This window comes from Burkholderia sp. B21-005 (genome assembly GCF_020843965.1).
GTDB lineage: Bacteria > Pseudomonadota > Gammaproteobacteria > Burkholderiales > Burkholderiaceae > Burkholderia > Burkholderia ambifaria.
This window is the reverse complement of the sequence record NZ_CP086302.1, coordinates 1,658,119-1,673,030: the sequence shown is the minus strand read 5'-3', so window position 1 is coordinate 1,673,030 and position 14,912 is coordinate 1,658,119. Positions and strand designations below refer to the sequence as shown.

The 14,912-nt window shown below is 67.3% G+C and carries 16 protein-coding genes; 8 read left to right on the top strand and 8 right to left on the bottom strand.

Features of this window, described 5'->3' with window-relative positions; genetic code table 11:
* The first annotated feature begins 181 nt into the window (after window positions 1–181).
* A complete protein-coding gene (locus LMA02_RS23810) occupies window positions 182–1,432 on the top strand; it encodes an alkaline phosphatase family protein (protein WP_228907734.1) in 1,251 nt (416 codons plus the stop codon).
* Complete coding sequence (locus LMA02_RS23805) at window positions 1,429–1,677, top strand: hypothetical protein (RefSeq protein ID WP_228907733.1); 249 nt, start codon at window positions 1,429–1,431, stop codon at window positions 1,675–1,677. The genes LMA02_RS23810 and LMA02_RS23805 overlap by 4 nt, the downstream gene beginning before the upstream one ends.
* Before the next feature lie 233 nt (window positions 1,678–1,910).
* Here LMA02_RS23805 and dmpG read toward each other — a convergent pair whose 3' ends face one another.
* The 6 genes from dmpG to LMA02_RS23775 all read right to left on the bottom strand — a co-directional run bounded on the left by dmpG (window position 1,911) and on the right by LMA02_RS23775 (window position 8,680).
* Window positions 1,911–2,942 carry a 4-hydroxy-2-oxovalerate aldolase gene (gene dmpG, locus LMA02_RS23800; protein WP_228907732.1) on the bottom strand — a complete coding sequence of 344 codons (1,032 nt, stop codon included), beginning with the start codon at window positions 2,940–2,942 and terminating at the stop codon, window positions 1,911–1,913.
* Between the two features lie 16 nt (window positions 2,943–2,958).
* Complete coding sequence (locus LMA02_RS23795) at window positions 2,959–3,858, bottom strand: acetaldehyde dehydrogenase (acetylating) (protein ID WP_228907731.1); 900 nt, start codon at window positions 3,856–3,858, stop codon at window positions 2,959–2,961.
* Window positions 3,859–3,871: 13 nt separating this feature from the next.
* On the bottom strand, window positions 3,872–4,654 hold the full coding sequence (dmpE, locus tag LMA02_RS23790) for a 2-oxopent-4-enoate hydratase (protein ID WP_228907730.1): 783 nt from the start codon (window positions 4,652–4,654) through the stop codon (window positions 3,872–3,874).
* Window positions 4,655–4,759: 105 nt separating this feature from the next.
* Entirely contained in the window at window positions 4,760–6,142 is a 1,383-nt protein-coding gene (locus LMA02_RS23785; RefSeq protein WP_228907729.1) for a DUF1329 domain-containing protein, read from the bottom strand.
* 42 nt (window positions 6,143–6,184) lie between these two features.
* Window positions 6,185–7,750, bottom strand: coding sequence for a DUF1302 domain-containing protein (locus LMA02_RS23780; protein WP_228907728.1), 1,566 nt, complete (start codon window positions 7,748–7,750; stop codon window positions 6,185–6,187).
* 150 nt (window positions 7,751–7,900) lie between these two features.
* Entirely contained in the window at window positions 7,901–8,680 is a 780-nt protein-coding gene (locus tag LMA02_RS23775) for an SDR family oxidoreductase (RefSeq protein ID WP_228907727.1), read from the bottom strand.
* Window positions 8,681–8,818: 138 nt separating this feature from the next.
* On the opposite strand from LMA02_RS23775, the gene LMA02_RS23770 reads away from it, so the two are divergent.
* The 5 genes from LMA02_RS23770 (at window position 8,819) to LMA02_RS23750 (ending at window position 12,816) form a co-directional block, all read left to right on the top strand.
* Window positions 8,819–9,655, top strand: a complete 837-nt coding sequence (locus LMA02_RS23770) for an alpha/beta fold hydrolase (protein WP_228907726.1) — start codon at window positions 8,819–8,821, stop codon at window positions 9,653–9,655.
* 62 nt (window positions 9,656–9,717) lie between these two features.
* Complete coding sequence (locus LMA02_RS23765) at window positions 9,718–10,506, top strand: SDR family NAD(P)-dependent oxidoreductase (RefSeq protein WP_228907725.1); 789 nt, start codon at window positions 9,718–9,720, stop codon at window positions 10,504–10,506.
* 38 nt (window positions 10,507–10,544) lie between these two features.
* A complete protein-coding gene (locus LMA02_RS23760; RefSeq protein WP_228907724.1) occupies window positions 10,545–11,294 on the top strand; it encodes an electron transfer flavoprotein subunit beta/FixA family protein in 750 nt (249 codons plus the stop codon).
* 16 nt (window positions 11,295–11,310) lie between these two features.
* A complete protein-coding gene (locus LMA02_RS23755) occupies window positions 11,311–12,282 on the top strand; it encodes an electron transfer flavoprotein subunit alpha/FixB family protein (protein WP_228907723.1) in 972 nt (323 codons plus the stop codon).
* A gap of 3 nt (window positions 12,283–12,285) precedes the next feature.
* Window positions 12,286–12,816, top strand: coding sequence for a transferase hexapeptide repeat family protein (locus tag LMA02_RS23750; RefSeq protein ID WP_228907722.1), 531 nt, complete (start codon window positions 12,286–12,288; stop codon window positions 12,814–12,816).
* Between the two features lie 10 nt (window positions 12,817–12,826).
* Here LMA02_RS23750 and LMA02_RS23745 read toward each other — a convergent pair whose 3' ends face one another.
* On the bottom strand, window positions 12,827–13,240 hold the full coding sequence (locus tag LMA02_RS23745; RefSeq protein WP_228907721.1) for a hypothetical protein: 414 nt from the start codon (window positions 13,238–13,240) through the stop codon (window positions 12,827–12,829).
* A gap of 137 nt (window positions 13,241–13,377) precedes the next feature.
* Between LMA02_RS23745 and LMA02_RS23740 the strand changes: the two genes are divergently transcribed.
* A complete protein-coding gene (locus tag LMA02_RS23740; RefSeq protein ID WP_228907720.1) occupies window positions 13,378–13,626 on the top strand; it encodes a hypothetical protein in 249 nt (82 codons plus the stop codon).
* Window positions 13,627–13,652: 26 nt separating this feature from the next.
* On the opposite strand, the gene LMA02_RS23735 is transcribed toward LMA02_RS23740, so the two are convergent.
* The gene (locus LMA02_RS23735) at window positions 13,653–14,816 is read right to left on the bottom strand and encodes an MFS transporter (RefSeq protein WP_228907719.1); all 1,164 of its coding nucleotides are present in this window, start codon (window positions 14,814–14,816) and stop codon (window positions 13,653–13,655) included.
* Window positions 14,817–14,912: the final 96 nt, after the last annotated feature.

Below are 14,912 nucleotides of genomic sequence, written 5' to 3'. Positions count from 1 at the left end.
GAACGCGCGCACGTCGTCGCGGTTCGCGGGCGGCTTTACGCGCAAGCCGGCGCGGTCGTACACTCGTCGGCAGTTCACGGCCCGCGCGCGTGGCTTTCAATTCCTTCAATCCCTTCAGTCGCATTCAGCGCGCCCCCGACCGTGCAGGCAGGACTATCGTCGCGCGACGCCAGGAGGCGCCATGAATGCAGACGCAGCCCCCGCATCCCCATCGGTTCAGGATCGCATCCGTCACGTGTTCGTGCTGATGCTCGAGAACCGCTCGTTCGATCATCTGTTCGCGCTGTCGGGCATCGCCGACATCGTCGCCGCGTCGCCGGGTAACAGCAACGCATACGGCGGCGCGGTCTATCCGTTCGGCGGCGGCGCGCCCGACCGGATGCCGACCGACCCGTGCCACGAGTTCACCGACGTGCTCGAGCAGCTCTGCGGTGCCGGCGTGCCGTTCGTGAAAGGGCAGCCGTATCCGGCAGTCGACAATTCGGGGTTCGTGTCGAACTACGCGACGTCGCATGCCGAAGGCACGCCACCGCAGCCGGCCGATGTGGGCAAGATCATGCAGGGCGCCGACGTGCGGACGCACGCGCCGGCGCTGTACGCACTCGCGAACGCGTTCGTGCTGTGCGACGCGTGGCATGCGTCGATGCCGGGGCCGACCTGGCCGAACCGTTTCTTCCTGCACGGCGCGTCGTCGGCCGGGCTCGATCATTCGCCGACCCGGGAAGAGATGGGCGGGTGGGACGCGTTCGACGGTTTTCCCTATCCGAACGGTTCGATCTTCGGCGCGCTCGGCGACGACAACTGGCGCATCTATCAGGACCAGACGGGTGATCCGCTTGGCCATGTGCCGCAGGTTGCATCGCTGAAGGGCATCAGCTTCTTCGACGTCGACGATCTCGCGCATTTCGAAGCCGATCTCGCGGCCGGCTACACGGCACGCTACACGTTTATCGAACCCAGCTACGGCGACATCGTGCACGGCACCTACCGGAACGGCAGCTCGCAGCATCCGATGGACGGGCTCGCCGGCGGCGACCAGCTCGCCGCACGCGTGTACAACGCGATCCGCAATTCGCCGGTGTGGAACAGCAGCCTGTTCGTGATCGTCTATGACGAGCACGGCGGCTTCTACGATTCGGTCCGCCCGGGCGCCGCACCGCCGCCAAACGACGGCGCGCCCGCGACGCTGAACGCGAACGGCTTCGGCTTCGACGTGTACGGCGTGCGCGTGCCGGCGATCGTGATTTCGCCGTGGGTCGCGGCCGGACAGGTGGACCACACTCGCTACGATCATGCATCGGTGGTCGCGACGCTCGGGCGCCTGTTCGGCCTGGCGCCGCTGACCGGCCGCGACCGCGTCGCCCACGACCTGCTGGCGCTCGTGACGGCGACGTGCCGCACCGACTGCCCGCAAAGGATCGGTACATCATGAGCACGACCCCGCAACCCGACCCGCGCGATGCGCTGCCCGTGCACGACGGCACGAGCCTGCTCGCGTATCTGCACATCCTGAAGAAAGCGCACGCGGCGCTGGTCGGCCACGCCGACGCGCATCAGCGTTTCAGCAAGATCGTCACGCGTGGACAGGCACGGCAATATATCGAGGAGGTGATGCCGGCGCTGTTGCAGAAGCGCGCCGAGCATCGGGCGCGCAAGCACGGCGGGAAGCATCGCTGAGCAGAGGGCGCTGCCGTGCGGGCGTAACAGCAAGGTGACGCGTGATGCCGCCGGCCGCACGCTGAGGGCCGACACGGCCGCGCCGGTGAACTGAACCACCGTGCTTGCCACCTCGGCGTCGCCGCGCGAGGTTGCTCGCTCCTGGCGATCGCGCGCCGTTCCGCATGATCGCCGACGCATCGGACGACGCCGCACGATAGCGTCGGTTACTCAGGTCATGCAAGCTACGCCGATCAAGCCGCCACGGCCCGCGCCCGAACCATCGTCAGCGCCGCATCCTCGATCATGTCCTCCTGCCCGCCGACGAGCCGTTGCCGGCCCAGTTCGACGAGAATGTCGCGCGCCGGAATCCCGTACTTCGCTTCCGCGCGCTTCGCGAACAGCAGGAACGACGAGTAGACGCCCGCATAGCCGAGCGTCAGCGCATCGCGGTCGAGGCGGATCGGCGCGTCCATGATCGGCACGACGAGATCCTCGGCAACATCCGAGATCGCGAACACGTCGACGCCCGTCTCGATCCCCATCCGGTCGCACACCGCGATGAACACTTCCATCGGCGTGTTGCCCGCGCCCGCGCCGAGGCCGGCCGCGGCCGCATCGATCCGGTTCGCGCCGGCGGCGACTGCCGCGACCGAGTTCGCGACGCCCATCGCGAGATTGTGGTGGCCGTGGAAGCCGAGTTCCGTCTCCGGCTTCAGCGCGGCGCGCACCTGGCTGATTCGCGCGGTCACGTCGTCGGGCAGCATGTGGCCGGCCGAATCGGTGATGTAGATGCAGTTCGCGCCGTACGACTCCATCAGCTTCGCCTGCACGACGAGCTGCTCGGGCGACGACATGTGCGCCATCATCAGGAAACCTACGGTATCGAGCCCGAGCGTGCGCGCGAGGCCGATATGCTGTTCCGACACGTCGGCTTCGGTGCAGTGCGTCGCGACGCGGATCGTGCCGACGCCGAGCGCGTGCGCCATGCGCAGGTGCTCGACGGTGCCGATGCCGGGCAGCAGCAGCGCCGACACCTTCGCCTGCTTCAACTCCGGAATCACGGCGCTCAGGTACGCCTCGTCGGTGTGCGCGGGAAAGCCGTAGTTGACCGATGCGCCGCCGAGCCCGTCGCCGTGCGTGACCTCGATCAGCGGCACGCCGGCCGCATCGAGCCCGCGCGCGATGTTGCGCATCTGGTCGAGCGTGATCTGGTGACGTTTCGGGTGCATCCCGTCGCGCAACGACATGTCGTGGACGGTGATCTTCTTGCCTGCAAGTGACATCGTGTGACTCCTCGACTCAAGCGGTGGCGGCCGTCGCGGCCAGCATCTGTTCGGCGAAACGCTCGGCCGTGGCGGCCGCGGCGGCGGTCATGATGTCGAGGTTGCCCGCATACTTCGGCAGGTAGTCGCCGAGCCCCTCGACTTCCATGAACACCGACACGCGATTGCCGTCGAACACCGGCCCGTTCTTCAGCGTGTAACCAGGCACGTAGCGCTGCACCTCCTTGACCATCGCATGCACCGACGCCGTGATCGCGTCGACGTCGGGCGGCCCGTCGGTCAGGCAGTGGATCGTGTCGCGCATGATCAGCGGCGGCTCGGCCGGGTTGATCACGATGATCGCCTTGCCCTTGCGCGCACCGCCGACCTGCTCGATCGCGCCGGACGTCGTGCGCGTGAATTCGTCGATGTTCTTGCGCGTGCCGGGGCCGACCGAGCGCGACGACACGGTCGCGACGATCTCGCCGTACGCGACCGGCTGCACGCGCGACACCGCATACACCATCGGGATCGTCGCCTGGCCGCCGCACGTCACCATGTTCACGTTCATCTGCGCGCTGCCGAGGTGCGCGTCGAGATTCACCGGCGGCACGCAGTACGGCCCGATCGCGGCGGGCGTCAGGTCGATCATCTTCACGCCGAGCGCGGTGAGCTTGTCGGAGTTGTCGCGGTGCACGTAGGCCGACGTGGCGTCGAACGCGATGCGGATCTCGTCGTCGGCGACGTGCGGCAGCAGCCCGTCGACGCCGCGGTCGGTGGTCTTCAGCCCGAATTCGCGGGCCCGCGCGAGGCCGTCGGACGCCGGATCGACACCGACCATCCACACGGGTTCGAGCACCGGCGAGCGGCGCAGCTTGACCAGCAGGTCGGTGCCGATGTTGCCCGGCCCGATCAGTGCGCATTTGATTTTATTCATCAGGAGTCCTCGTTTAGATAAAGCGGACGTCGCAACCGCCGATGCCGGCAATGTGCATCGACAGCGCGTCGCCGGCCGTGACCGGAATCAGTTTCGCGAGCGAGCCGGACAGCACGATCTCGCCGGCGAGCAGCGGCACGTCGTATTCGGCGAGCGTGTTCGCGAGCCACGCGACCGCGTCGGCGGGATGGCCGAGCGCCGCATCGCCGCGGCCTTGCGCGACGGGCTCGCCGTTCTTCTCGATCGTCATCTCGCAGGCGGCGAGATCGAGCGTGCGCGGATCGACGCGTGCATCGCCGAGCACGTACACGCCGCACGACGCGTTGTCGGCGACGGTGTCCTCGATGCGGATCGCCCAGTCGCGGATGCGCGAATCGACGATCTCGAAGCAGGGGGCGACGGCGGCCGTCGCGGCGATCACGTCGGTGCGGTCGATGCCGGGGCCGCGCAGGTCGCGCGCCAGGATGAACGCGATCTCGCCTTCGGCGCGCGGCGCGATCAGCGATTCGGTGGCGATCGCCTCGCCGGCCGCGTAGTGCATGCCGGACAGCAGGATGCCGAAATCGGGCTGGCGCACGTTCAGCATGTCCTGCACGGCCTGGCTCGTCACGCCGATCTTCTTGCCGACCACCGATTCGCCGCGCTCGACGCGACGTTCGATGAAGCGTTGCTGGATGCGGTAGGCGTCGTCGAGGGACAGGCGGCGCGGGCGGCTCGACAGCGGTGCGACCGGCGCACGTGCGTGCCACGCGGCGTACAACTCGTCACCGAGCGTCGTATGCAGGCGGGAAGACATGAAAGGGCCCTCGAATCTCGAATGGAAAAGGCCGCCGTCGCGGGCGGCGTCGTGCGCCGGAGCGTGGCTCCGGCGCGTGGGTCGCGGGCGTGCCGCGCCAGTTGCTTAGTTACCCGAACTGCGGATCGCGTCCGGCGAGAAATACGCCTCGTTGAACTGCGGGCTGTTGTCGAGCTTCGGCATCGGGCCTTCGTTCGTCAGGCGGTCGGCCATGTACGCGCCGGAGATCAGGTCGTGGTAGAACACCACGCCCGGGTAGAACACCTTCGCGTCATACGCGTACAGCGTCGTCGCGACGTTGGTGCGCCACAGCTGGCCGCGCGCGTCGTAGTTGTCGGCGAGCAGCGTCATCCACGAATCCTCGTCGATGTACAGCACGCGCTTCGCATACTGGTGACGGTAGTTGCTCTTCAGCGTCGCCTGCAGCACCCACACGCGATGCAGCTCGTAGCGGATGTACGACGGATTCTCGTGGCCCTTGGTCAGCAGGTCCGCATACTTGACCGAGCTGTCCATCGCCTTGTAGTTGTCGTACGGCACGTAGATCTCGCGCTTGCCGACGATCTTCCAGTCGTAGCGGTCGCCGGGGCCGTTGTACAGGCGGTCGTCGTCGACGGTGCGGAAGCCGCCAGGGCCCTGCGGCTGGTCGTAGCCGTACTCGGGCGCCTGGCGCACGCGCCGCGTGCCGGGGTTGTACATCCACGTGCGCGACGAGTTGTCCGCGCCGGCCTTGTCCCAGTTCGTGAAGCCGACGATCAGCGAGCCGCGGTCGGACAGCGGCAGCTCCGTCGCGTTGCGGTAGTACGTGCGGTTGTTCAGGTCGCTCTTCACGTCGAACTTGCCGGCGTTGCGCGGCGAGTAGATGTCGTAGCGCACCTTGCCCCACGCGAGGTTGCCGTCGGAGTACACGACGGCCTGGTCGTAGGTCGCCTGCTCGGCGCCGATCGCCGACGAGAAGCGCTGGTTCCACAGCAGCTCGGCGGCCGTCTTCGGGATCGGGTAGGGCACGGTCGGCGGCGCGTTCGTGAGGCCGTTCGCGTCCGGCGTCATCGTCGAATCGGGCGCATACGCGCGGATGTCCTTGTAGACGGAATCCGCGTAGCGGAAGTCGCGATGGCTCGGATAGACGTTGATCTTGAAGGTGGCCGGGTAGCGCTTGAACATCGCCTTCTGGCCTTCGGTCAGGTGCTCGGCGTACTGCGCCATGTTTTCCGCGGTGATCGTCGCGACCGGTTTTTCGTTCGCGAACGGATCGGGGTAGCGGCTGCCGCGCTTGTACTGCACGTCGGGCGGCGTGCCGAGCCACTTGCCCGACCACTCGGGCACGCCGCTGTCCTTGCTCGCGGCGCGTACCGCGCCCATCGGCGTCAGCGGGCCGTCGAGCGCCTTCAGGTCGTCCGGCGTGACCTTCGCGAACGACGCCGTCGCGACGAGCGCGCACGCGGCCATCACCGACGCGCGCAGGAGGGGGAGACGAGTTCGTTTCATGACAAATCCTCTTCTTGCTGAGTGACGAGCGGGCCGGGCCGCTCAGAAGTGGTAGGTCGCCGTGGCCAGCACGTAGTCGCGATCCGACAGCGGGCGCGTGACCGGGTTGGGCGAACCGAGGAACTTGGCGTAGACGAGCGACAGCTGCAGGTTGCTCAGGCGCGTGAACGTCACGCCGGCCGTCACGCGGTGATCGCCCTGGCCCGTCAGCGAACCGAGCGCGCCGGCGAGCGGCGACGTGCCGGTCAGGTCGTGCGTGTAGGTCAGCGGCACGTCGAGGTCCCATCCGTTGAACACGTTCTTGTAGCTGAGCGTCCACGCGATCTCCATCGCGAGCGCGTTGCGCGAGTTGGTCAGCGTCGTCGAGCCGTCGAGCTCGGAGATGCTGCCCGCATGCACGTACGTGAGTTCGCCGATCAGCGACTGCGAGTTCGCGAGGAAGCTCGGCCCGATCGAGTAGATGCCCGACAGGTTGGTCTGCAGCACGTTCGCGCGCGTCGACTGCGGGCCGGTCGGCGTGTTGACGAGCACGGCCGCGCCCTGGCGGTACGACACTTCGCCGGCGACGTTGACCGGGCCGATCTGCGTCGAGAAGCTCGCGCCGGTCAGCTTGATGTTGCTGAAATACTTTTGCTGGTACTGGAGCGTCGGGAAGTAGGTCGTGACGACGCTCGGGTTCATGTCGTTGTAGTGCAGGTGGTACAGGCCGAGCTCGGTGTCGCCCAGCACGCGAAAGCGCGCGCCGATACCCCACTGGTTACGCGCGCTCGGCTTGTCGTCGGGGCCGCGCGGAATGATCATCCCGCCCGGGCCGATGATGTACTGCGCGCCGGGGCCCGTGACGTCGGAGTAGCTCCAGTAGGTGCCAGGCGCGGTCAGCCGGTTCTGCTGGTACGAGAACTGGTAGTAGCCGAGCAGGCTGAAGTTCGGCGTGATCTGCCATTGCGTCGAGATCTGCGGCACCGGCAGCAGGATGTCCTTCACCTCGGCGCCGGCCATGTACGACTTGGTCGCATCGGCTGGCCCCTGTGAGCCGGCGATGTTCGGGAAGAACAGGCTTTCGCCCCACGCGACGACCTGGTCGCCGACCTTCACGTTCAGGCTCGTCGAGCCGAGATGGAACGTGTTGTACGCATACGCGGCCAGCAGCGTCGTGTGACCGCCCGACCAGTAGCGCGCATCGCTCGTGAAGTTGTTGTACTGGCCCGACTGATTCACGGTGCCCGGCGCATCGTTGTAGTTCGGGCGGTGATAGGCCTGGTCGTAGAACGTGTTCGCGCGGACGAACACGCCCCAGTCGTCGTGCTTCAGGTTCACTTCGCCGAGCAGGCTGACCTGGTTCTCGATCAGCTTGTTCTTCGCGAAGTTGCGGTCGCCGTCGTCGCCGTTGATGTTCGCGGGCGTCAGCAGATTGCCGCTCGGTGCACGCGTGCGCATGCCGAGCCCGTAGCTGAGCGTGAACGTGTAGTCCAGCGTCGTGTCGGCGCCAAGCTCGATCGTGCTGCCGGCGTGCGCGTCGGGAACGGCGCACGACAGCAGCGCGACGGCCAGCGTCGACAGCGTGGCGGCGGCCCGCTTGTCGGTACGGCGCGAAATCCGTTGATGCATGGTGTCTCCTCTGGGGTATCGACGACGGTCGACTGTGGTTGTCGTGAGAGGCAGAGTAGGGAGATCGCGGTAGCAGGGAATCGTCGAAATGAACTAGATGACTTCCCTAGGACTGGAAACGATCGGGCGAGGCCGCTTGCACTGCGGGCGTTATCGCGGGTCGGCCCGTGCCGCCGACAGGAACGCGGGCCGTTCGCCGCCGCCGTCGAGTCGGAGGTTCGCGCCCGACGTGTACGACGCGTCGGGCGACGCGAGGAACAGGCACGCCGACGCGACATCGTCGGGCGTCGCGAGCCGTCCGGCCGGTATCGTCGCGCGGATCGCATCGAGCGCGGCGTCGTCGCCGTAGTGGCCTTCGGTCGCCGATTCGGTCTGCACGAGGCTCGGGCTGATCGCGCACACGCGCACGCGCGGCGCCCACTCGACCGCGAGCGACGTGACCGCATTGACGAGGCCCGCCTTCGCGGCGCCGTAAGCGGCCGTGCCGGGCGACGGCCGCGACGCGCTGACGCTCGCGATGAACAGCATCACGCCGCCGTGCGGCTGCGGTTGCATGATCGCGTTGGCGCGCTGCGCGAGCTGCAGCGGCGCGATCAGGTTCAGCCGCACGATCGATTCGGTGAAGCGCGGCGACGCGTCGGCCGCGAGCACGAACGGCGAACCGCCCGCGTTGTTGACGAGGATGTCGAGGCCGCCGGCCGCATCGCGGACCGTCGCGAGCAGCGCGTCGACCTGCTCGATGTCGCGCAGATCGGCCGTGATGAAACCGGCCGTGCGGCCGCCGGCAGAAGGCAGCGTGTCGGGCACGCTGCGCCCGCAGACGAACACGCGCGCACCCGCCGCGAGAAACCGCTCGGCGATGCGCCGCCCGATGCCCTTGGTGCCGCCTGTCACGAGCACCGTCTTGCCGCTGTAGTCGAATCCGTTCATCGTCTGCCTCCGTTTCGGTGGCCCGATGATAGGAACAAGCGCGCGCGGCTTCGTAGTCTGAAAGGATGATGCCGGCCGGCGCCGGCGGCGCAATCATCGTGGCAGGCATCCATCGACCGACGAAGGAGACAACCCGCGATGACGACCCCCATGACGCCGCCGGCCGGCATCTTCACCGACGTTCCGGGCGGCCTGCGCCTGCATCATTTCGAGGCGGGCGAGGGCCGCCCGGTGGTGTTCATCCACGGCAGCGGCCCGGGCGCCAGCGGTTTCAGCAATTTCAAGCACAACTACCCCGCGTTCGCGGCCGCCGGCCATCGCGCGATCGTCGTCGACCTGCCGGGCTACGGGCAGTCGTCGAAGCCGTCGGACGTCGCGTACACGCTCGATTTCTTCGTCGGCGCGCTGCACGCGCAGCTGTCCGCGCTCGGCCTCGGGCCGGCCGTGCTGCTCGGCAACTCGCTCGGCGGCGCGATCGCGCTGAAATACGCGCTCGATTACCCCGACGAAGTCGACGGGCTGATCATGATGGCGCCGGGCGGCGTCGAGGATCGCGACACCTATTTCCGGATGGAAGGCATCCAGCGGATGGTGAAGCTGTTCACCAATCGCCAGATGAATGACGACACCATGCGCGAGCTGCTGACGCTGCTGGTGCACGATTCGGCGATCGTCACCGACGCGCTTGTCGCCGAGCGGATGAAGGTATGCGTCGAGCAGCCGACCGAAGTGCTGTCGACGATGAGCGTGCCGAACCTGACGGGCGCGCTCGGCGACCTGCGCTGCCCGGTGCTCGGCTTCTGGGGCACGGACGATCGCTTCAATCCGGTCGGCGGCGCGCTGACGTTCCTCGAACGCTGCCGCGATGCGCGCTTCGTGCTGCTGAACCGCTGCGGCCACTGGGTCATGGTGGAACACGCGGCCTATTTCAATCGGGAATGCCTCGATTTCCTCGCCGCGCCGGATGCGCGATAACCCACGATGCCAATGACGGCCGGCCTGTTCGAAGTCGGTCCGCTTGATAACCCGGAGACGCAATGAAACTCATCGAAGACCTGTTCGACCTGCGCGGCAAGGTGGCCGCCATCACCGGCGGCGCGCGCGGCATCGGCGCGGAGACGGCCCGCACGCTGGCCGCGGCCGGCGCGAGCGTCGCGATCCTCGACGTGCTGTCGCAACCGGCGGAGGCGCTCGTCGAGGAGATTCGCGCGCAGGGCGGCCAGGCCGCGTTCTGGTCGCTGGACGTGACGCACGAGGCCGACGTGGCGCGCGTGTTCGACGAGATCGTCGCGCGCTTCGGGCGCCTCGACGTACTCGTGAACAACGCGGGCATCGAAGGGCACAACGTGCCGACGCACGAACTCACGCTCGCGCAGTGGCAGCGCGTGCAGGACGTGAACGTCAACGGCGTGTTCCTGTGCACGCGCGCCGCGATTCCACACATCGAAGCGGCCGGCGGCGGCTCGATCGTGAACCTGTCGTCGATGTACGGGATCGTCGGCGGCCCCGACGTGCCCGCGTATCACGCGTCGAAGGCGGCGGTGCGGATGATGGCGAAGGTCGACGCGATGCTGTACGCGACGAAGAACATCCGCGCGAACTCGGTGCATCCCGGCTATATCCGCACGCCGATGCTCGAGGACGCGTTCCGCCAGATGGGCCAGGATCCGGACCGCGCGTTCGAATACATGCAGACGAATGTGCCGATGGCGAAGATCGGCAGTCCGCGCGACATCGCGGCCGGCATCCTGTATCTCGTGTCGCCGGCCGGGCGCTACGTGACGGGGGCGGAGCTGGTGATCGACGGCGGGTACACCGCGCGCTGACGCGTTGCGGCGGTCGAAACGAAACAGGAGACAGGCAGTTGAAAGCGCTCGTGGCAGTGAAGCGCGTGGTCGACGCGAACGTGAAGGTCGGCGTGAAGTCCGACCGCACCGACGTCGACATCGCGAACGTGAAGATGTCGATGAACCCGTTCGACGAGATTGCAGTGGAAGAGGCCGTGCGGCTGAAGGAGTCCGGCGTGGTGACGGAGGTGGTGGCCGTGTCGGTCGGTGTCGCGCAAGCGCAGGAAACGCTGCGCACGGCGCTCGCGATCGGCGCGGATCGAGCAATCCTGGTCGAGTCGAACGACAGCGTCGAGCCGCTGGCCGTCGCGAAGATCCTGAAGGCGCTGGTCGACAAGGAGCAGCCGCAGCTGGTGATCCTCGGCAAGCAGGCGATCGACGACGATTCGAACCAGACGGGCCAGATGCTGGCCGCGCTGGCGGGTTTGCCGCAGGCGACGTTTGCGTCGAAGGTGACGATCGCCGATGGTCGTGTCACGGTTGCGCGGGAAGTCGACGGCGGCGCGGAAACGCTGTCGCTTCAACTGCCAGCGGTGGTGACGACCGACCTGCGCCTGAACGAGCCGCGCTACGTGACGTTGCCGAACATCATGAAGGCGAAGAAGAAGCCGCTGGAAACCGTCAAGCCCGATGCGCTCGGCGTGGACGTGACGCCGCGCCTGAAGGTGCTCAGGGTGAATGAGCCGCCGAAGCGCGCGGCCGGCGTGAAGGTGCCGGACGTGAAGACGCTGGTCGAGAAGCTGAAGACCGAAGCCAAGGTGCTGTAAGAGGGAGCGGAAAGAAATGACGATTCTGGTGATTGCAGAACACGACGCCCCGAAGGAAGCCCCCTTGGGGGGCAACGCGTCGATCAAGGCCGCGACGCTGAACACGGTGGCGGCGGCGGCCGAGGTTGGCAAATTCGTCGGCGGTGACATTCACGTGCTGGTCGCGGGCCACAACGTGGCAGGCGCAGCCGACGCGGCCGCGAAGATCGCCGGTGTGTCGAAGGTGCTGCTGGCCGACGCGCTGTCGCTCGCGGACGGTCTCGCCGAGAACATCGAAGCGACGGTACTGACCATTGCAGCGAACTACTCGCACATCCTCGCGCCGGCCACGGCCTACGGCAAGAACATCGCGCCGCGCATCGCCGCGAAGCTGGACGTTGCACAGATCTCGGACATCACGGCGGTCGATTCGGCCGACACGTTCGAGCGCCCGATCTACGCAGGCAACGCGATCGCGACGGTGCAGTCGGGCGATCCGGTCAAGGTCATCACTGTGCGTGCGACGGGTTTCGATCCGGTTGCGGCGGAAGGTGGCAGTGCATCGATCGACAGGATCGAAGCGGCGGCAGACGCAGGCGTATCTCGGCTCATCAGCCGCGAAGTGACGAAGCTGGACCGTCCGGAGCTCACCGGTGCGAACATCATCGTATCGGGCGGCCGCGGTCTGGGTAGCGGCGAGAACTACACGAAGGTGCTGGAGCCGCTGGCGGACAAGCTGAACGCGGCACTGGGCGCATCGCGCGCCGCAGTCGACGCCGGCTACGTGCCGAACGACTATCAGGTCGGCCAGACCGGCAAGATCGTCGCACCGCAGCTGTACATCGCGGTGGGCATCTCGGGTGCGATCCAGCATCTGGCCGGCATGAAGGATTCGAAGGTGATCGTCGCGATCAACAAGGATCCCGAAGCACCGATCTTCAGCGTGGCCGATTACGGCCTCGTCGGCGACCTGTTCACGCTCGTGCCCGAAGCGGCCGCGGTGCTCTGAGCGATGCCGCTGTTCGAATTCAACGGCGCGCGCCCGCGCGTGGATCCATCCGCGTACGTTCATCCGAGCGCGGTCGTGATCGGCGACGTGACGATCGGCGCGGGCTGCTACATCGGCCCGCATGCGAGCCTGCGCGGCGATTTCGGCGCGATCGTCGTCGACGACGGCAGCAACGTGCAGGACGGTTGCGTGCTGCACGTCGGCATCGGCGAGACGTGCCGGCTCGGCATGAACAGCCACATCGGCCACGGCGCGATCGTGCACGGCGCGACGCTGGAACCGGACACGATGATCGGGATGAACGCGGTCGTGATGGACGGCGCGATGATCGGCGCGACGACGATCGTCGCCGCGTGCGCGTTCGTGAAGGCCGGCTACGAGGTGCCGCGCGGCGTGCTGCTCGCGGGCGTGCCGGGGCGCGTGGTGCGGCGGCTGAGCGACGCGGAGATCGCGGCGAAGGCGAACGGCACGCGGGTCTATCAGCAGCTCGCGGTGGATTGCCTGAAGACGCTCAGGCAGATCGACGACGCGTAAGCGGCGCGCGTCATCGTTCAGGCGGCGGATGTTTGCCGGCGAGAAAACCGTCGTTCGTCGGCGTGAATACTGCAAACCCGCGTGCGACGAGCGCCGCCCGAAGTTGCGTCGAAAGCGCGACGCCATGCACGTCGAGCGCCGCGTATCCGTGATCGTGCGCATGGCTGCCGTGGTGATCGTCGATCGCGTCGAGTATCCGCTCACACCAGCTGCCCCGGTCGTCGCCATGGCGATCGAACTTCGTGACACGACCTTCGTCGCCGGACGTACGCGCGGTGCGCGATTCGCGCCAGATCTGCTCGACGGCCGCATCGTTCATGTCGCTCGTCACGACCCACGCGTGCCGAACGCCGGCGGCGACCGCACGGATCCGTTCCCCGTATTCGGGATCGACGATCAGCGCGATCGTGTGAGGTTCGGACATGGGTTTTCTCGGGGTTTATGCGGATGGCGATTCGCTGTCGCGCATGCCGCTCATGACGTCCGTGCGGGATCGATTGCCTGATGCGGCGTCGTTGTCTTAAGATCGGCGTCAGATCAGCCTACCGCCTCCGGCGCCGAATGAAAACGACTATACCCCTGCGCGTCGCCGTCATCGCTTCGGCCTTCGCCGTCTATCACGTATTCATGCACGTCCAGTGGGTCGTCAGCGGTTGCATCGAATTCCTCCACGGCCGGCATTGCAGCTTCGAGAACAGCGCGAATTTCGAGGCAATGATGGACTTCGACCTGCTGGTGACCTGCGCGTGGGTTGCGGGCGCGGCGATGGCGTGGTTCTCCATCGCACGTGCGCCGAAGAAATCTGGTTAGCCGCCCCGGCATCGCGCCGCCGCCGCTCAGCGCGTACGCGCCGGCGCCGGCCGGTCGTGCAGGAACGCGAGCGACAGCGCCGCGAGACCGCAGCTCGCGATGAGCATCAGCAACGCACCCTTGCCGGCGTGCACCATCACCCAGCCGCCCACCGACGGAAAGCCGAACGTGCCGATGAAATACGACGCGACGAACCACGTGAGCACGCCGTGCTGTTGTGTTGCAGGGCAATCGTTGAGTGCCTGCGCCTGGATGACCGGATACACGAGGCCGTAGCCGGCGCCGAGCAGCACCGCCGCGACCGACTGGAACGACGCGTGCGCGGATGCGCCGAACATCGCGAGCGCGCCGAGCAACATCGTCACGAGCAACCCCTTGGTCGCGATTTCGGGGCGCGCCATTCGCACCCATTTACCGAGCAGCCAGCGCGCGGTCACCACCGTCACCGTGTAAAGGCTGAAGAATGTGCCTGGGCGCGCTTGCGTGCCTTGCATGAACGACATCTGGAACGTCATCAGGCCCGAGAACACGCAGGTGCCGAGCGCGATCATCGCGATCGGCACGGCCGCGCGCGTGCGCGAGATGGCGCCAAGGTCGCGCACCCAGCGGCCGCCGGACGCGGCGGCGGGCGGGCGCGGACACAGGCGGCCGAACGCCTCCAGCATCAGCGACGCGAGCGCGCACAATGCGCCGACAGCGTAAAGCGTGTCGTCGATCGACCAGTGGAGCAGCCGCATCGCATACGCGGCACATGCCGGGGACGCGCCGATCCCCGTCATCTGGAAGGTCGCCGACCGGAAGAACCATACGTTTCGCGCGGCGCCGCTGGTCCGCTCGGCGAGCGACATCGGCGCGGCCAGGTGAAACGCGCCCCAGCCGAAGCCGACCAGGAAGCCGGACAGCAAGTCGGCGAACGGCGCGCGCCCGACGAGTGCGAAGCCGACGATGCCGGCGCCGATGCACAGCGATGACAACGCGGCGATCCGCGCGGCGCCGATCTGCCGCGAGAACCAGCCGACCACCGACAGGCCGGCGAAGGTGCCGACCGTCGCGGCAGCCAGGGCCGCGCCGGTATCGAGATCGCTGCCGCCGATCATGTGAAAACGCATCGACAGCAGGAACGTGGCGCCGTAGCCGCCTGCGGTAAGCAGGGTGCCGACGAGAAAGAGCAATGCACTATGCGCGCGCATGACAGCCAACCGGGGCGACGACGGTCGGGGAGTGGTCGATTGCGAGACAGTATGGACCAGGACCGATGCGGAATGCCCGCATTCGTTGCGATGCAA